Here is an 18,949-nt window from a genome sequence, read left to right as displayed (position 1 = left end):
ATGGGCCTTTGGTGATTAAAAAATGTCCTTAAAGTAAGCATTTGAGCCTTAATTGCGGCTAATCCTGCCGTTCGTTGGTTTTTAAGGCTGTTATTTCGGCGTTAAAATTCTTTAAATTTTGCATTACTTCGCAACTGTTATTTTGCCTGTCGAGACTGAATGAAACTACCCGCCCAGAACTTCTTTGCCGGCTATCGCTGGCGGACCAACCTGTACACAGCGTTTGCCCTTCGCCTGCTTTTGGTCATGTTCCTGCTCACCGTCTGCCGGGTGTGCTTTTACTTATTCAATATAAATTTCTTTCCCGACATGACCATCGCCAATTTCACGCGGCTCATGTGGGGCGGTCTGCGGTTTGACCTGGTCACGGCACTCTATCTCAACCTACTCTTCATCCTGCTCATGATCCTGCCGGTAGATTGGCGTTTCAACCGCTATTATCAGCAGACCCTGAAATATATCTTCTTCATCACCAACGGTGTGGCGCTGGCCATGAACGTGGCCGACTTCATCTACTACCGCTTCACCTTGCGTCGCACCACCGCCGACGTGTTTCGTCAATTCGACAACGAGACCAACCTGGCGGGTTTGTGGATGCGGTTTGTCATCGACTATTGGTATGCCACGTTGTTCCTGGTGGCCCTGTTGGCGCTGATGGTGTTTCTCTACAACCGGGTAAAGATCACCGGCCCTCAACTGAAGAACCGGGTTGCTTATTACACGCTGGGAACCCTCGCCATCCCGTTGATCGCTTTGGGCGTGGTCGGCGGCATTCGCGGCGGCTTTGGTGAGAGCACGCGCCCCATCACGCTGAGCAATGCCGGCGAGTACGTGAAAGACCCCCGCGACATCAGCATCGTGCTCAACACGCCGTTTGCGCTCATGCGAACGCTGGGTAAAACAAAGCTCGTGCCCCTCCATTATTTTTCGGATCATGAACTAGCCAATCTTTACACACCCGTACATCATCCCCACGACACGACGGCCTTTCGCCCCGACAACGTGGTGGTGATCATCCTGGAGAGTTTCTCCAAGGAATTCTTCGGCTTCTTCAACAAAGACAAGGAGGGTGGGCAGTACAAGGGCTACACCCCGTTTCTCGACTCGCTCATCCAGCACAGCCGCACCTATGAATATTCGTTTGCCAACGGGCGCAAGTCCATCGACGGACTGCCGTCGGTGGTGGCCAGCATCCCTTCGTTGGGCGTGCCTTATTTTCTTTCGCCCTATTCGGGGAACAGGATCAACAGCCTGGCATCGCTGCTGAAGGAGAAGCAGTATTACACCGCGTTTTTTCACGGCGCGCCGAATGGTTCCATGGGCTTTCAGGCCTTCATGAACGTGGCTGGGGTGGAGGACTACTATGGAAAGACCGAATACAACAACGACGCGGACTACGATGGCATCTGGGGCATTTGGGACGACAAATTTCTGGAGTTCTATGCCGACAAGATGAACGGATTCCGGCAGCCGTTCATGACGTCGTTGTTCACGGTGTCGTCGCACCACCCGTTCAAGGTCCCCGAGGCATACGAAGGTGTTTTCAAAGGCGGGCCGATGGTGATCCACAAATGCATCCAGTATACCGACTTTGCGTTGAAGAAATTCTTCAGCAAGGCGTCGGCGATGCCGTGGTATAAGAACACGCTCTTTGTCATCACCGCCGATCACACCTCATCCGAGATCGAGTTTCCCGATGGCCGCACCGACCTGGGCTTCTACAAGATCCCTGTCATTTTCTTCAAACCCGACAACTCGCTGGCGGCCTACGATCAACAACACATCGTGCAACAGATCGACATCATGCCGACGGTGTTGGGATATCTGCATTATGACCAGCCTTATGTAGCCTTCGGACGCGACGCTTTCCAAGACACGGCGGAGCCTTTTTCGTTCAACTATAAGGACAACGTCTATCAACTCGTAGAGGGCGACCACCTGTTGCAATACGATGGCAACAAGTCCGTGGGACTTTTTGATTTCAAAGCCGATAAAATGTTGAAGACGAATCTGATCGATCAAAAGCTTCCCGTTCAGGATTCATTGGAAACCAAGATGAAAGCAATCCTGCAGCAGTACAATAACCGCATGATCGGCGATAGCCTTAGCGTGAAAGCGTTGCCCAATTCAAAACAATAGTCTCTTGCAGATCCGGCTGGATCAGGCCAGGTTGTGATAGACGTTTTGCACGTCATCGTCGGCTTCCAGGGCTTCCACGCATTTGAGTACTTCGTCCTGTTGGTCTTCGGGCAGTTCCTTGGTGGTGGTGGGCACGTATTGAAGCTCGGAGCTTTTGGCTTCCAGGCCTTTGGATTCGAGAAATTTAGCCATGTGACCAAACTCGGTGAATTTGGTGTAGACGATCGTGTCTTCATCCCCACGCTCGATGTCCTCGGCACCGGCGTCGATGAGGTCGAGTTCGTATTCGTCGAGGTTGAGTTTGGAGGGTTCGAACTTGAAAACGCCTTTGCGTTCGAACATGAAGGCTACCGAACCAGAGTTGCCCATGGCGCCCCCGTTCTTGCTGAAGGCGAGGCGTATGTTGGCTACGGTGCGTGTGGGATTATCGGTAGCACATTCCACCACGATGGGCACACCGTGTGGTGCATATCCTTCGTATACCACTTCCTGGAAGTCTTTTTCCTCTTTTGAAGACGCCCGGCGGATGGCCGCTTCCACGCGGTCTTTGGGCATGTTCACGCCCCGGGCGTTTTGAATGCACATCCGCAGTTTGGGGTTGTTCTCGGGCAGGGGACCGCCTTGTTTTACGGCGATAGCAATGTCTTTGCCGATGCGCGAAAAGGCTTTGGCCATGCGGTCAAAGCGTGCGAACATCTTGTGTTTTCGTTTTTCAAATACGCGGCCCATGAGATTATTCGTTTTTTGAGTGTGGCAAAATTAGAGGAGATCGGGAATTAGGCAAGCCATGCGGAAAGAGTTATGCGAATTTATGACCAAGAATCTTTTGCACTTGAAGCCGGTAAGTAAAGGTCTATGCAAAGCCGTCTATCGCGGTGACGGATACGTTGTGCAGCATCGTTCATTATAAAGAAAATCCCAATTTCTAGCACATATCCTACATTATCAGCATCTTGTCTGTACCCAATCCTCCCAAATAACCAGGAGAATGGCTAAAACGCTGTTTTTTAGTGTGCTAGTGGCGAAAATAGAAAAGTTACCTTTAAACTTCAGGGAGCATACAGTTCAGAAATTTCTTTATTTTTGTCGGTCTATAGTTTGCGAATATGCGTTTTCGACGCCAAATATTACTTTCTCTTCTATTTTGCGCCCTAACCGGGCTCAACTACGGCCAAATCGTTCCGGTCATCACCGGGCAAAACCCTGATCCTGTGCCGGTTGATGAGGATCAGCCCCTCAACATCGACCTCTCCAACCTGATGGTGGACGACGCCGACAATACGTATCCGGATGATTTCTCGCTGACCGTAAATGTAGGCTCCAACTACTCTGTCAGCGGTACCACGATCACTCCTGATCTCAATTTCAATGGCCCTTTGCCGGTGAGCGTGGAGGTGAACGACGGGACCAACGAAAGCGCTCCTTTCAACCTGAACGTCGTGGTGAACGCTGTGAACGATCCCCCAAGTATCACCGGGCAAACTCCTGATCCTGTGCCGGTAAACGAGGATCAACCCCTCAGCATCGACCTCGCCAACCTGCTGGTGGCAGACCCCGACAATACTTATCCGGCTGATTTTTCATTGATCGTAAATGCCGGTTCCAACTACTCCGTCAACGGCACAACGATCACTCCCGTGCTCAATTTTAGCGGCCCCTTGCCCGTGAGCGTGGAAGTGAACGACGGCACCAACGAAAGCGCTCCTTTCAACCTGAATGTGGTGGTGAACGCTGTGAACGATCCCCCCACCATCACCGGGCAAACGCCTGATCCTGTGCCGGTAAACGAGGATCAACCCCTCAACATCGACCTTGCCAACCTGCTGGTGGCAGACCCCGACAATACTTACCCGGCAGATTTTTCATTGATCGTAAACGCGGGTTCCAACTACGCTGTGAATGGCACAACGATCACACCCGTACTCAATTTTAGCGGCCCCTTGCCCGTGAGCGTGGAAGTGAACGATGGGACCAACGAAAGCGCCCCCTTCAACCTGAACGTGCTGGTGAACGCCATGAATGATCCGCCCGACATCACCGGACAGAACGTGATCACCACCGCGGAAGAAACATCGGTCACTGTGCAGATCAGCGACCTCACCATTTCCGACCCCGACAATGTTACTGCCGATTTCTCGGTCATCATTTCACCAGGCAGCGACTACACGGCCAGTGGCGATGTCGTTACGCCAAACCTGAATTTTACGGGGATGCTGACCGTAAACATTCAAGTGAGCGATGGCGTCAACGTCAGCACCTCGTATCCGTTGAAGATCAACGTAACCCCTGTCAACGATACCCCTGTCATCACCGGTCAGAATCCCGTCTCCACCTTGGAGAACATTCCGTTCACCGTAGCAACCACGGACCTGATCATATCCGACCCCGACGATTCTTATCCTGCCGGCTTCACCACTTCGGTGCTGCCCGGCGCCAACTATCTGGCGGTGGGGAATCTGGTAACGCCGGCGTTGGGTTTCTCTGGGACACTTATTGTAAAAGTTCAGGTTAGCGATGGCAGTGCCTCCAGCAATGTATTCGACCTCAATGTGACCGTCGGGCCGATCAACGATCCGCCGGTGATCATCGGGCAGAATGCCGTCACCATAGCGGAAGAACAGACGCGCACCATGGTGGTGACCGACGTACTCATCCTGGACCTGGACGACACGTATCCCGGTGGCTTCACCCTCACCGTGCTTCCCGGAACTAACTACACATTCTCAGGCAACGTGATCAAACCCGTGCTGAATTTCAATGGCCCCCTTACGGTCAATGTAAAAGTAAACGATGGCGATGCGGACAGTAATACTTTTGGAGTATCGGTTACCGTAACGCCCGTGAACGATGCGCCGAGCATTACGGGACAAAACGCCGTAACGACCAATGAAAATCAAGCCCGGACCATTCAGTTTAATGACCTGCTGGTTACCGATGTAGACAATTCATATCCCACGGGATTCAGCTTGTCCGTAGCGGCCGGAACGAACTACACCGTTGCCGGCACTACGATAACGCCTGCGGCTGGATTCACCGGCAACCTTTCGGTGAATGTCAGCGTGAATGATGGCGCCGCCAGCAGCGCGATCTTTCCTTTGCAAGTGACCGTTCTGCCGGTGAATGATCCCCCGGTAATCTCCGGTCAGAATCTGGTCTCCATGGCGGAAGACCAAAGCAGGCTGATGCAGGTCACCGACGTGCTCATCACCGACCCGGACGATACCTATCCCGGCGGATTTACGCTCACGGTGTTGCCCGGCACCAACTATACGTTCTCCGGGAACACTATTACTCCCGTTTTGAATTTTACCGGTACCCTCACCGTTAACGTGAAGGTAAACGACGGCGACGCGGATAGCCCTTCGTTTGGGGTGTCTGTTACGGTTACCCCCGTAAACGATGCTCCCGTCATTACCGGCCAGGTGGCTGTGTCCACCGTTGAAGACACGCCAAAGCTTATCGCCTTGGCCAATGTGGTTGTGTCGGACCCTGACAATGCTACATTCACCTTGGTGGTGGAAGCCGGTACGAACTATACGTTTTCCGGGAACACCATTACGCCCGCGTTGAATTTTAACGGAACCCTTTCGGTGAACGTGCACGTGAGCGACGGCACCGCGACCAGTGCATCATTTCCTTTGCAGGTAACGGTCACCCCCGTGAACGATGCGCCGGTAATCACCGGCCAGGTAGCGCTCTCCATACCGGAAGAAACGTCCTACACAATTGTCTTGGCAAACCTCGTGGTGACGGATCCGGATAACGCTTCAGGGTTTACACTCACCGCTCAGACCGGCGCCAACTATGCCTTGTCGGGAACTACGGTGACGCCCGTCGCGAATTTTAATGGCATCCTAACGGTCAATGTGCAGGTGAGCGATGGCACGGCCAGTAGCGCCGTGTTCCCGTTGAAGATCACGGTAACACCCGTCAACGACCCGCCCGTCATCACCGGGCAATCTCCGATTTCGGTGGCCGAAGATGGCTCCATTACGCTGCAATTGTCGCAATTCACGTTCACGGACCAGGACAACACTGCGGGGTTTTTACTCAACGTGGGGGCAGGATCAAACTATACAGTATCCGGCACAACGGTTTCTCCCGCGGCAAATTATAATGGCCCGCTGACCGTGCCCGTCACCGTCAGCGACGGGGCAAATGCGAGCGCGGTCTTCAACGCCACTATCACCGTGACGCCGGTAAACGATGCGCCGCAGATCACGGGCCAGGTGCCTTTGACGATCACGGAAAGTCAATCCCTCCCCTTGACGCTTTCGCAGCTCACGGTGTTGGACCCTGACAACACCTATCCCAACGACTTCCAGCTTTTTGTGTTGTCGGGATCGAATTATTCTGTTTCCGGAAACGTGGTGACACCGGCGCCAAACTTCAGTGGCACGTTGCAGGTCCAGGTTTTTGTGAACGACGGTACGGTGAACAGCCCATTCTTCAATTTGCAGATCTCGGTGAATGCCACGAACGATCCGCCGGTGATCACCGGGCAGCAAGCTTTAGCGGTCAATGAAGACAATCCCATCACCATCGTGCTCGCCAATGTCACCGTGACCGACCCGGACAATACCGCTGCGGACATGACCCTGACCGTACTGGCGGGAACGGGTTACACATTCTCCGGAAATACGGTGACGCCCTCGTTGAACTTCAACGGTACCCTTACGGTAAAGATCAAGGTGAACGATGGCACAGTGGACAGTGCGCCGTTCAATCTGCAGGTCACCGTGAACCCCGTCAACGATCCGCCGGTGATCAACAGCCAGGGAACACTTTCCACGAACGAAGACACCCCACTGACACTGGTGGTGGCAAACTTTAACATCTCAGATCCCGACAATGCTTCAGGCTTTGTGCTCTCGGTAGGAGCGGGGACCAATTATACCCTCTCGTCAACGAATCAAATAACGCCGGCGTTGAATTTCAATGGCGTACTCACTGTGCCGGTAACCGTAAGCGACGGTTCGTTGTCCAGTGCCACCTTCAATGCTTCTGTAACCGTAAAACCCGTGAACGATCCGCCGACCATCACCGGCCAGGTGCCTTTGTTTACGATAGAAGACACTCCCCTGATATTAGACTTTGCAAACCTGTTGGTTTCCGATGTAGACAATACCTATTCCACCGGCTTCACGATGATCGCCCAGGCAGGTGCCAATTATACGGTATCGGCCGGTCCGAAGATCACCCCGGCGGTGGATTTCAATGGCGTGCTGACGGTGAATATACAGGTGTCGGATGGTGCGGCGACCAGCGCTGTTTTCCCGTTGAAGATCACCGTGACCGACGATGCGGATGCCCCGACCATCACCGGTCAAAATCCGGTGACCATCGCCGAAGATGCCACGCGTATCATCACGCTCGCCGATCTCAAAGTGACTGACGCCGACAGTAACTATCCCGATGACTTTACGCTGACCGTGCTCGCCGGCACCAACTATGCGGCGGCGCCGGACAACACCATAACCCCTGCGGCAAATTTCTCCGGAACATTGGCGGTCAATGTGCGCGTGAACGACGGCACAGCCAACAGCAACATCTTCCCGCTGCAGGTGACCGTGACGCCCGTGAACGATCCGCCGACCTTCGACCCGCTCAACAATATCACCGTGGTGGAGGACTCCCCGGCGCAAGTATTTACGATTCAAAACATCTCCGCCGGTCCGCTCGAAGCCAGCCAGCAGCTTTCGCTGACGGTGGTCTCGGACAATACGGCGTTGATACCTCAACCCACCTTCACCTATAACGGAACCGCGACCTCGGCAAGCGTTGCATTCAAACCGGTGGCAGATGCTTTTGGCGTGGCCACCATTACCGTGAAGGTGCTGGATACGGATTTTGCGGAGTATTCAACTACGTTCACCATCACCGTCACGCCGATAAACGATGCGCCAACGCTCAATCCCATCGCCTATGGACCCATTCTGGAAGATGCCGACCTGCAGATCATTCCGCTTGCGGGCATCTCGACCGGGGGAGGAGAGAACCAGACCCTGACGGTGACGGCGTCCACCAATAAACCCGAGTTGTTCGAAACCTTTGAAGTGGTCTACACCAGCCCTCAAGCCACGGGATCGTTAAAAGTAAAAACAAAAGCCAATGCCAACGGCACGGCCCAAATTACGGTTCGTGTAGAAGACGATGGACCCGGCACACCGGCACCGAACGTCAACTTTGTTACGAAAGTCTTTAACCTGGCCATCACGCCCGTGAATGACCTGCCCGTGTTCACGTCACAACCCATTGTGTTGGTAGAGGCCGGCAAGCCCTATGAATACCTCGTGGAAGTGACCGACGTGGAGGGCGACGCCATTACGCTGACCGCGCCCACGAAACCATCGTGGCTCACGTTCACGGTGACGGCAAATGGAAAAGGAAAGCTGGCCGGCACGCCGCCACTGACGGCCTCGGGCCCGGTGGACGTTAAGCTGCAGGCTAAGGATGGATCGCCAACGCTGGTGGACCAGGCCTACAAGCTGGTGGTGAATTCACGCCCGGTGGTAAAACCCTTTGCCGTGACCACTCAGGAGGATACGACCTATCCCTTCACGATCGCCCAATATGCCGCAGCCTTTTCGGATGCCGACGGCAATCCCATTGTCGAGATCCAGATCACGCAACTTCCCCAACGCGGCCACCTGACGGTGAACAACACAACGGTATCGCAAGGCGACAAGATCTCGGCCGGTCTGTTATCAACTTTGAAATATACACCGCAACAAGATTCCACCGGCGCCGACACCCTACGGTGGATGGCCAGCGACGGATTTTTGTATAGCCTGGCTGGTACGTATGTGGCCATCAACGTGACGCCGGTGAACGATGCGCCCATCATCACGTTCATAGAAAGCGACACCTTAAAATACGAACTCGGCAGCGAAGTACCGGTGGCCTTCTCACCCCAATTCGACGCCTACGATCCCGACAAGGACGATCTCACCGGCGCAGAGATTGGATTCCGCCAGGAGAATTACCGGCTCCTGAATGAAATGCTGCTCTTCACCAACACCGCCAACATCAAGGGCACGTTCAATCCCGATGCCGGGGTGCTAAGTCTCACCGGGAAGGCAACTGCGAAAGAGTACAGGGACGCCATACGCTCTGTCCAATACAACTACATCAATGCGATAGATATTATCCTGGATTCGCGCACGGTATATGTCACGTTAAGCGACGGCAAAAGCTTCAGCGAAACGAAGGATCGTGTCATCACCCTGATCTATACCTTTAAGGACCTTGATATTCCCACGGCTTTCACACCCAATGGCGACCAGGCCAATGAAACGTGGATCATCTCTTCCGTCAACGGCACCGACCAATACCAGGATGCCGAGGTGAGCGTATATAACAAACGGGGCACGCTATTGTTTCGTAGCCAGGGATTTGACACCCACTGGAATGGAACCTACAACGGCGAGGTATTGCCGGTGGATACCTACTTCTATACCATTGATTTGAAATACAACAAGGTCCGCTATAAAGGAACCGTAACCATTTTACGCTAAGAAGGAATGGGAAGATTTTTATCGATCGTGCTTTTGTGTCTGACGATTTCCACTGCCGTGGCACAGTACGTGCCCAACAGCAGCCAGGGATTTCAATTTATGTCCATGTTCAACCCCGCCTTTGCGGGCGTGGAAGGATACCAGGACTTGAAGCTCGGCTATCGCTATCAGTGGGCCGGCTTTGGGAAAAATGCGCCGAAGTTTATCAACCTCGCCTATACGATCCGCCTCAAGGAACCGCTGGACCTGAACATGAACTCGACCCGCACGGGAACCGTCGATCCGGAAAAGAAGAACGAGGACGCGCCCGGCATTAAGAAGAGCATTCAGGCGCTGGGTATAAATGTGTTCAACGAGAACATCGGTGTGATGAAACGCCTTGGAGGCGGGGTCACCTATGCGTTTCACTACCCGGTAGCGAAGAAGGTCATGCTGTCCGCCGGCCTGAGCGTGCTCATCGACAACACGAAGATCGACGTGAGTAAATTATACCTGGGCATCAACGCACAACCCGACCAGTTTTACCAGGACCTGGTGGCCAACGGCGCGAACCACACCAATCTCAATGTGCGGGCAGGCATCATGTTATATTCGCCGCGCTATTATTTTGGTGTGTCGTACTTGCCGCTGGTGAATTCGGTTCTCAAGACCTCGGAGGCCGCGTTTAGCGATTCGTTCTACAAGGGCTCGCTGCAAGCCGGCGTGTCGTTACCCGTCAGCCCAGCCGTCGACATCAAGCCGAGTGTGTTGCTGTTGATGCAACAAGACAACAAGTTTTTGATTGACTACAATGTCAAGATCTACCTGGAACAGAAACTGTGGTTTGGTGTTACCTATCGCGACGTGAAGAGCATTGTGGGCACTGTTGGTTTCAACCTCAATGAAAAGATCGGGGCTTCCTATTCCTACGAAGTATCGTCGGGAGGCATGCAACAGTTCAGCAGCGGAAGCCACGAACTCGTGCTGGCCTTGCGGTTGAACAACACGAAGCGACTCAGCCAGCAAATTTGGTGATTCAACTTGCGACCCTGGGGTTTTAAGGTGGAACACGTATATTTACGCCCCGTATGACAAGAGATAAAGTGTGGCTTTCTTCTCCCCACATGGGAGGAGAGGAAGCCAGGTTTGTAACAGAGGCTTTTGAGACCAACTGGGTCTCGCCCGTTGGTCCCCATATCCATGCATTTGAAGAGGCCCTGGCCACGTACAACAAAATCCCCCACTGCGCAGCCCTCAGTTCCGGCACGGCCGCCATTCACCTGGCGCTCATCATGCTCGACGTAAACCCCGGCGACGAAGTGATCTGTTCTAGCTTCACTTTTTCCGGGTCGTGTAACCCCATTGCCTATCAAGGCGCCACGCCCGTGTTTGTGGATTCCGAGACATCGACCTGGAACATGGACCCGGCGTTACTGGAGGAAGCCATTGCCGACCGGCGTCGCAAAACCGGCAGGAAACCCAAGGCCATCATCGCGGTGCATCTCTATGGCACACCGGCGCGCATTGAAGACATCATGGCGGTGGCCCGGCGCCACGAAATTCCCGTGATCGAAGATGCAGCAGAAGCTTTGGGTGCTACTTACAAAGGCAAACCCCTGGGCACGTTTGGTGATCTGGGGATCTATTCGTTCAACGGAAACAAGATCATCACCACTTCGGGTGGAGGTGCGTTAGTGTCTGAAAACGAAGCCTGGATAAAAAAGGCCCGTTTCCTGTCCACACAGGCGCGCGATCCTGCACCGCACTATCAACACAGCGAGATCGGATATAACTATCGCCTCAGCAACATTTGTGCAGGCATCGGCCGCGGCCAGATGTTGGTTTTGGATGAACGCGTACGCCAACGGCGAGCAAATTTTGAATTCTACACCCGCGAACTGGGATCACTTCCAGGACTATACTTTCTGCCGGAGCCGGAACACAGTTTCAGCAACCGCTGGCTCACCACCGTACTCATCGATCCGGCGGGTACCCATGGCGTTACGCGCGAAGATATCCGCCTGGCATTGGAAGCCTCCAACATCGAAAGTCGCCCCTTGTGGAAGCCGATGCATGCACAACCGGTGTTCAAAGACGCACCATCCTACGTCAACGGGGTGTCCGACAGGCTTTTCGATCTGGGTCTATGCTTGCCGTCCGGGTCCAATTTGCCTGCAGCCGACCGGAGCCTGGTGGCAGAGATCATAAAAAAGAAATTACAGAAAGCGTAGCGCAGAAACGCGTGCTCAATCGGGTTGATGGGTAGCCTGGGTATCGCTTGAAGCGTCGTCTTTGGGAGGTATCGGTTCCACATCCTCGATCGCTACAGCATCCGCAAGCCTGAACTCGCCAATACGCGTGCGGCAAAGGGCCGAGAGGTAAGCACCCACGTGCAGTGCGTCGCCAAAATCGCGGGCCATGCTGCGAATATACGTGCCCTTTGTGCACACAATCCTGAAATGAACTTCCGGTAGCTGTATACCCGTGATCTCAAATTCACGGATCTCCACTTCACGCGGTGTCAACTCGATGGACTTCCCGGCACGGGCAAATTCATAGGCTCTTTTTCCGCCTACGCGGATAGCAGAATGTTGAGGAGGCAATTGTTGTAAGACACCGGTAAGGGATTGGGCAGCGGCATGGATCATTTCTGTCGTGATGCCGTCGATGTCTTTTTGTTCCGATACTTCCGTTTCCAGGTCATAGGAAGGTGTAGTTTGCCCGATGACGAAGGCGCCGGTATATTCCTTCTCCTGTCCCATGAACTCTTCGATGCGCTTGGTCATTTTGCCCACACAAATGATGAGCAATCCTGTGGCCAGGGGATCCAGCGTGCCGGCGTGTCCGATCTTTTTTATTTTGAGCTTATAACGCAGCTTGTTCACGACATCGAACGAAGTCCACTTCAGCGGCTTGTTCACCAGCAGAATGCGACCCGGGTCGGCGGCTTGCGTATCCATGATCAGACGATGGTGAGACCAACCCCGAGGTAATACAGGATCAGGATGAGCGTGCCTACCGCAATGCGATAGTATCCAAAGAGCTTGAAGCCATGGCGCGTCAGGAAGGTGACAAACGATTTGATGGCCAGGATCGCCACGATAAAGGCCACGATGTTACCCACGGCCAGCAGTGTGATCTCATGGGAGCCAAAGACTCCGCCGGCCGTATAGAATTTTAGAATTTTGTACCCGGTTGCAGCAAACATGGTGGGCACAGCGAGAAAGAACGAGAACTCGGCTGCCGATTTCTTATTCAATTTTTGGGCTAATCCACCAATGATCGTAGCCGCCGAACGCGAGACACCCGGCACCAGGGAAATGATCTGAAAGAAACCGATTTTCCAAGCCGTGGGAAATGTGATCTCCCGGTCGGGCGCATTTTCGCTTTCGCGGAATATGTTGTCGACAAAAAGAAAGAAAACGCCTCCTATGACGAGCATATAACCCACCACGTCAACGCGTTCAAGCAGCGCGTCGATATAGTCATTGAGCAGCAATCCCAATACACCGGCGGGAATAAAGGCGACGAGCAGCTTGAGATAAAAGGGCAGCAATTCTTTCAGGGTCTTTCCCTTCGGAAAGAATCTTCTCCAATACAAAACGAGCACCGAAAGAATGGCACCGAGTTGGATGGCTACCGTAAACATCTTCGTGAACGGATCGGAGGCAATGCCCATCAGCGAGGAGCCGATGATCATGTGGCCGGTGGAGGAAACGGGTAAAAACTCTGTGAGCCCTTCAATGATGGCCAGCAGAATGGCGTGAAAAATGGACATAGCAGCGACGGGTTGGAGGGTTGCTTTTTTAGTTTAGGATGGGCGAGGGGCCTTTCGAAACTATTTTGTAGGCCGGTGAAGGATGGCCCAGATCTCGATGGCAAACCCGGCCATCACAATGATGGGACCCAGCGTGAGGCCCATGAAGCCAAAGCCGTGTTGTTGTTTGTCGATGCTCATGACGATAAAACCGATGACCAGCGCGAACACGCCGGCGATCATGAGTTGGTAATTCTTTTTTCCAAAAGGAAGTTTGCTTTCCATGGGTGGTTTCAGTTTTTCAGTATAGTTGGTCCAAAGACATTCTCAGGTAACGGCGGATCGAGAAGAACGTGCTGCACACGGCCACGATCATGCCCAGCACCAGCAAGAAGCCCAGCAGCGTGAGAAATGAATTTTGACTGTGAAGAATAGACAAATCGGCAATCTTGGATTGGGCATAGTTGGAGAGGCTCCACAACAACAGGGCGGCAATCAACCCGGCCAATAATCCATAGCCGGCGGCCCGCACGAGAAACGGGCGGAGGATGAACCACTTTTTGGCGCCCACCAATTGCATGCTACGAATGAGGAAGCGCTGTGAAAATAAGGCGATGCGCAAGGTGTTATTGATGAGCAACACCACGGTGACCAGCAGGACGGCAATGAGCCCGATCAGGATCAGCCCGATCTTGGTCACGTTGCTGTTCACGGAGTCGATCAGGGCTTCTACATAGAACACCTGGAACACGCCGTTCATTTTCTTGATGTCGCTCTTGATCTTCTCCATCTCCACCAGGGAGTGATAGTTCCGGTCGATGCTCACCAGGTAGGCATCGCGCAAGGGATTCTCGCCAATGAATTTTATGAAGTCCTCACCGGTTTCGGCAATGAATTTCTTGGCGGCCTCGTCTTTAGAGACATATTCCACGCCCCGGCTGTGTTCTTTGTCCACGTAGGGCTGCGACAGGAGCTTGTTTTCGATCTGGAGGCGTTGGGTCTCCGTGAGGTTGGACTTCAGGTAAACCTGCATGCGGATGTTCTGGCGGATCTGGTCTTCCAGTTCCTGCGAGTACATCACCAGGATGCCGAACACGCCGGTCACGAGCAAGGCCAGCGTGATGCTGATCACCACGCCCACGGCGGGGTAGCCTCCCAATTTCTTTTTGTGTTTCGTTTTCTCCATGCGAAGGAGCAAAGGTAGAAGAAAATCTCGAATCAACCGAGGCTCCGGGAGCGGTTAACGGGCGGGCCGGATGAACGGGTTTTTGAGCATGTGAACTGAAAATAAAAAGCCCCGCACGGGGCGGGGCTATGGGATTGGAGAGGGTCTAAAATTTGTTTAATGACCTCTCGAAGCATTCAATCGTTTCACCAAGGCAGGGTCCTTGATGGGTGTGAGCGATTTGATCTTATCGTTTTCATCGTTCAGCAGGTAGTAGTTGTCTTTGTAGTAGAGGAACATCGTCCGCTTGTTGTCGGCGAAGAACTCCATGATCTCGTAGAGATTCTTTTCAAAGGTTCCATAGAGGAACAGCTTACCTTCCTTGAACTGGTAGTGAAAGTTGTATTTCTTATTGGTGGCATCCGTTTCGGCCACGATCCTAGAACTTGTTGATGTACGGGGTGCTTCTTCCGTCGTGGTGGAAGCGTTGTTGTTTTCGGTGTCAGCACCTGGATCGTACACTTCGATCGCGTTGCGTTCTGCCGCTTTTTCTTCCGTTTTATCGGTGGCCGTTTTCGGGGCTACGGGTTCCGTCTTTTTCAAGGCGTCGGAGTGTGTTTCAGCAGGAACCTGAACGGCCTCCTCCTGGGGCGTCGGTTCTACCGCTGTAACATCTTGCTTTATCTCTGTGGTGGGCGAGGTGGCCGGTACGGCCTTTGCGTCGTCCTGGTTGAAGTAGAAGTACAGACCGCTGCCCGCCACACCGGCGGCCGCAGCCCAGAGGCCGATGCGGCCCAGCAATGAGGGCTGGGTGGGTAGGGTAGAAACCGGCACATTCTTCAACATCTGCTTCAACTCCGCGGCACGTGCCTTGCGCAGGCCACCGGCAATCTGCTCCTGAACGGCCAGCGCTTGTTGCAGCTCGGCGTTGTTGGCCAGTTGCTGCTCAAAGGCGGCTTTCTCTTGCGCGTTCAGGCGGTTGCCTACGTAGTGATCCAGCGTTTCAAAATCTTTTTCTGATACCATAAGTCCTAATCTAAAAAGTCATGCTCAGAATACTGGGCTTTGACGAGGTCATCTAATTTCTTTTTACACTTATACTTTTTTGTCTTCGCGGTGTCGGTGTTGGCGAAGCCAAGTTTGTCTGCGATATCCTGCATCGACATCTCCTCAAAGTAGTAGAACATCAACACCTTCTTGCAGGTTTCGCCCAATTGGTCAATGCACTTGGCAATGATCTTTTCACGTTCGGCCGTATCTGTATCCAACGTAACAGAGCCGTCCTTTTCTTCATTGGAAAGGCGTTTTTTTCGATCGAGCTCTTTTCTCCACAGGTTCTGACAGATGCTGTAGATGTAGGTGCTCATTTTCGAGGTCAACACCAGGTTGCCCGAGGTGGCTTTTTGCCAAAACACAACGAGTGCGTCCTGATAAATGTCGCGGGCCTCCTCCTCCGTGCCGCTGTTGGAGATCACCAGCTTGGTCATCATCCGGTAATATTTCTGATACAGGAACTCAAGAGCCTTCTCATCGCCTTTGCAAATGCGCTCAAAGATCTCTTTCTCGTTCATGTTGGAGTTCGACCTGTATACCATGTTTTAACGCCTTAGTAACCCTCTCTATGTTCTTTTTTGTTGAATTGGCTGACTTTTTGCTTTTTCACGACGCTTTCACCCAGGTTTGCGTTCGATAAAACGGTCCCCAGTATCCCCTGATTTTCAGGTCTTTGCCTTCCAACCAAAGCTTACACCGGTAAACTTTTCCCTCTTCAGGGTCCAAAACAGTCCCTTCCGAAAACTCCTCGCCATGGCGCTCCAAATCCAGAAGGATCTCCATGCCGATGATCTTTTTACGAAACCGCGGGTCTTCCTCATCACACTTGTCACACACGGGATCGGGGTCGCTCTCCGAAAAGAGTCTCACGATCTTCCCATAGAACTTGCCTCCGCGTTCAAAGATATCCACTACCGACTTCGCTTCCCCTGTGTTTTCATCAATCGTTTTCCACTTTCCAACAATAGACTGTGCCTGGCCGACTATGGCAACCAGCATCAACGGTAAGATCATTTTCATGCTAAAAATCATTTCCAGCTAAAAAATAGCAATAACCAAGCACTAATGAAAATCACCATCCCCCTTAGAAGGGGGCCAACGGGGCTATAAAAAAAGCCCCGGTACAACCGGGGCTTTCCATTGAGGCGTTGTACGAAGCTTAAGGGGCTACCGTAGTGACTTTCTCCACCACAGGCTTTGTCTCCACGGCCTTCGCAGCAGCGTGATCGTGGTGCGAAATATGAGGCGCAATGATCAGCGCGACGATAGAGGTCAGTTTGATAAGAATGTTCATCGAAGGGCCGGAAGTATCCTTGAAAGGATCGCCCACCGTGTCGCCCGTGACAGAGGCTTTGTGAGGCTCAGACTTCTTGTAGTAGACCTGGCCGTTGATCTCCACACCTTTCTCAAAAGATTTCTTGGCATTGTCCCATGCGCCACCGGCGTTGGATTGGAACATACCCATCAGCACACCGGAAACCGTTACACCAGCCAACACACCGCCCAGCACTTCAGGACCGAAGGTAAATCCTACGATCACGGGTACCAATAAGGCAATGGCGCCGGGAGCGATCATTTCGCGGATGGATGCTTTGGTGGAGATGGCCACACATTTTTCATATTCGGGCTTGGACTTATATTCCATGATACCCGGAATTTCGCGGAATTGTCTGCGCACTTCGTTCACCATGTCCATCGCTGCACGACCAACGGCCGCAATGGCCAGCGAAGAGAAGATGAACGGGATCATGCCGCCGATGAACAAACCGGCCAGCACGGGAGCTTTGTAAATGTCGATCGCAGTGATGCCGGAGATCCCTACGAAGGCAGCGAACAATGCCAATGATGTCAATGCCGCAGAAGCGATGGCGAAACCTTTTCCGGTGGCGGCTGTCGTGTTTCCAACCGCATCGAGGTTGTCCGTACGGTGACGTACTTCTTCGGGAAGCTGGCTCATTTCAGCAATACCACCCGCGTTGTCGGCGATGGGACCGAAGGCGTCGATGGCCAACTGCATGGCCGTGGTCGCCATCATGCCGGCGGCGGCGATGGACACACCGTACAAGCCTGCAAATTCAAAAGAGACGATGATACCCGCTGCCAAAACAATGATCGGCAACACGGTAGATTCCATACCCACGGAAAGACCACCGATGATGTTGGTGGCATGACCGGTTCCGGATTGACGGATAATGGAAAGCACAGGGCGCTTGCCCATGGCGGTATAATATTCAGTGATGAGACTCATCAAGGTCCCAACCACGAGGCCGACGATAATGGCCATGAACACATCGTTGGAGGTGAACGCCGTGCCGCGGTGAACCAGTGTTTCTGGGAGCAGATAGTGGACAGCAAAATAAGAAGCAATGGCCGTCAGGATGATAGAAGACCAGTTGCCGATGTTCAAGGCGTTTTGTACGCTGTCGGTTTCTTGTTTGATGCGCACAAACCACGTGGCCACGATGGAGAAGATGAGGCCGAGACCGGCGATCATCATGGGCAACAGGATGGGAGAGAGGCCGCCGAACTTATCGGCCGAGGCATCGATCTCCTGGCCTAACACCATGGTGGCGAGGATGGTGGCCACATAGGAACCGAACAAGTCGGCACCCATACCGGCTACGTCCCCTACGTTGTCGCCTACGTTGTCGGCGATGGTGGCGGGGTTGCGAACATCGTCTTCCGGGATACCGGCTTCTACTTTACCCACGAGGTCAGCGCCAACGTCGGCTGCTTTTGTATAGATACCGCCGCCTACGCGGGCGAACAAGGCAATGGATTCAGCACCCAACGAGAAGCCCGCGAGGACTTCGATGGCGCGTTTCATTTCAATGCCGTTGATGGCGGCGCCTTCCGGCACAAAGATCTGGAAGAGAACAATGAACAAGCTTCCCAAGCCAAGGATGGCCAATCCGGCTACCCCGATACCCATCACCGAGCCGCCGGTGAACGATACTTTCAAGGCTTGTGCCAAGCTGGTGCGGGCGGCCTGCGTAGTGCGTACGTTGGCTTTGGTGGCGATCTTCATGCCGATGTATCCCGCGAAGGCGGAAAGCACGGCACCGATCAGGAACGAAACGGCAATAAGCGGCGAAGAGTCCGCTACCAACGTTCCGGACCATCCCAAAAGAATGGCGGCGATAACGGCAAAGTAGCCCAGGATCTTCCACTCGGCCCGCAGAAAGGCCATGGCACCGTCGGCGATGTAGCCAGCCAGTTCCTGCATGGTGGCGGTTCCTGGGTCCTGCTTGGTGACCCAAGCGGACTTAATGGCCATAACGATGAGCCCAACAACTCCAAAGGCCGGGATGAGATATAGAATACTGTTCATGTTTATAA

At 53.3% G+C, this 18,949-nt stretch carries 13 protein-coding genes; 4 read left to right on the top strand and 9 right to left on the bottom strand.

The genetic code is table 11. From position 1 onward, the window contains the following. The first annotated feature begins 159 nt into the window (after positions 1-159). Positions 160-2,139: an LTA synthase family protein gene (locus tag D4L85_RS27275; RefSeq protein ID WP_119757277.1), complete on the top strand. Its 1,980-nt coding sequence runs from the start codon at positions 160-162 to the stop codon at positions 2,137-2,139. A gap of 21 nt (positions 2,140-2,160) precedes the next feature. Here the strand turns inward: D4L85_RS27275 and D4L85_RS27270 are convergent, their stop codons facing one another. Beyond that, a complete protein-coding gene (locus D4L85_RS27270) occupies positions 2,161-2,868 on the bottom strand; it encodes a YebC/PmpR family DNA-binding transcriptional regulator (protein ID WP_119757276.1) in 708 nt (235 codons plus the stop codon). A gap of 377 nt (positions 2,869-3,245) precedes the next feature. On the opposite strand from D4L85_RS27270, the gene D4L85_RS27265 reads away from it, so the two are divergent. From D4L85_RS27265 to D4L85_RS27255, 3 genes are read left to right on the top strand one after another with little or no spacing between them, the layout of a single operon-like run. Next, a complete protein-coding gene (locus D4L85_RS27265; protein WP_119757275.1) occupies positions 3,246-9,656 on the top strand; it encodes a tandem-95 repeat protein in 6,411 nt (2,136 codons plus the stop codon). A gap of 6 nt (positions 9,657-9,662) precedes the next feature. Further along, the gene (locus D4L85_RS27260) at positions 9,663-10,670 is read left to right on the top strand and encodes a PorP/SprF family type IX secretion system membrane protein (RefSeq protein ID WP_119757274.1); all 1,008 of its coding nucleotides are present in this window, start codon (positions 9,663-9,665) and stop codon (positions 10,668-10,670) included. A gap of 53 nt (positions 10,671-10,723) precedes the next feature. Beyond that, complete coding sequence (locus tag D4L85_RS27255; RefSeq protein WP_119757273.1) at positions 10,724-11,866, top strand: DegT/DnrJ/EryC1/StrS family aminotransferase; 1,143 nt, start codon at positions 10,724-10,726, stop codon at positions 11,864-11,866. Positions 11,867-11,881: 15 nt separating this feature from the next. On the opposite strand, the gene truB is transcribed toward D4L85_RS27255, so the two are convergent. From truB to D4L85_RS27215, 8 genes are all read right to left on the bottom strand, one after another. Then, the gene (gene truB / locus D4L85_RS27250; RefSeq protein ID WP_119757272.1) at positions 11,882-12,595 is read right to left on the bottom strand and encodes a tRNA pseudouridine(55) synthase TruB; all 714 of its coding nucleotides are present in this window, start codon (positions 12,593-12,595) and stop codon (positions 11,882-11,884) included. Positions 12,596-12,597: 2 nt separating this feature from the next. Next, a complete protein-coding gene (locus tag D4L85_RS27245; RefSeq protein ID WP_119757271.1) occupies positions 12,598-13,413 on the bottom strand; it encodes an undecaprenyl-diphosphate phosphatase in 816 nt (271 codons plus the stop codon). A 60-nt stretch (positions 13,414-13,473) separates the two neighbouring features. Then, the gene (locus tag D4L85_RS27240; RefSeq protein WP_119757270.1) at positions 13,474-13,677 is read right to left on the bottom strand and encodes a DUF3098 domain-containing protein; all 204 of its coding nucleotides are present in this window, start codon (positions 13,675-13,677) and stop codon (positions 13,474-13,476) included. A 16-nt stretch (positions 13,678-13,693) separates the two neighbouring features. Beyond that, positions 13,694-14,578, bottom strand: a complete 885-nt coding sequence (locus D4L85_RS27235; protein ID WP_119757269.1) for a cell division protein FtsX — start codon at positions 14,576-14,578, stop codon at positions 13,694-13,696. Between the two features lie 156 nt (positions 14,579-14,734). Beyond that, on the bottom strand, positions 14,735-15,583 hold the full coding sequence (locus tag D4L85_RS27230) for a prolipoprotein diacylglyceryl transferase (RefSeq protein ID WP_119757268.1): 849 nt from the start codon (positions 15,581-15,583) through the stop codon (positions 14,735-14,737). Between the two features lie 5 nt (positions 15,584-15,588). Beyond that, positions 15,589-16,152, bottom strand: a complete 564-nt coding sequence (locus D4L85_RS27225; protein ID WP_335621952.1) for an RNA polymerase sigma factor — start codon at positions 16,150-16,152, stop codon at positions 15,589-15,591. A 64-nt stretch (positions 16,153-16,216) separates the two neighbouring features. Further along, positions 16,217-16,630, bottom strand: coding sequence for a DUF2147 domain-containing protein (locus D4L85_RS27220; protein WP_119758966.1), 414 nt, complete (start codon positions 16,628-16,630; stop codon positions 16,217-16,219). A gap of 139 nt (positions 16,631-16,769) precedes the next feature. Then, complete coding sequence (locus D4L85_RS27215; protein ID WP_119757266.1) at positions 16,770-18,941, bottom strand: sodium-translocating pyrophosphatase; 2,172 nt, start codon at positions 18,939-18,941, stop codon at positions 16,770-16,772. Between the last annotated feature and the right edge of the window lie 8 nt (positions 18,942-18,949).

The organism is Chryseolinea soli (assembly GCF_003589925.1).
Taxonomy (GTDB): Bacteria; Bacteroidota; Bacteroidia; order Cytophagales; family Cyclobacteriaceae; genus Chryseolinea; species Chryseolinea soli.
This window is presented reverse-complemented; position numbering and strand designations above follow the sequence as displayed.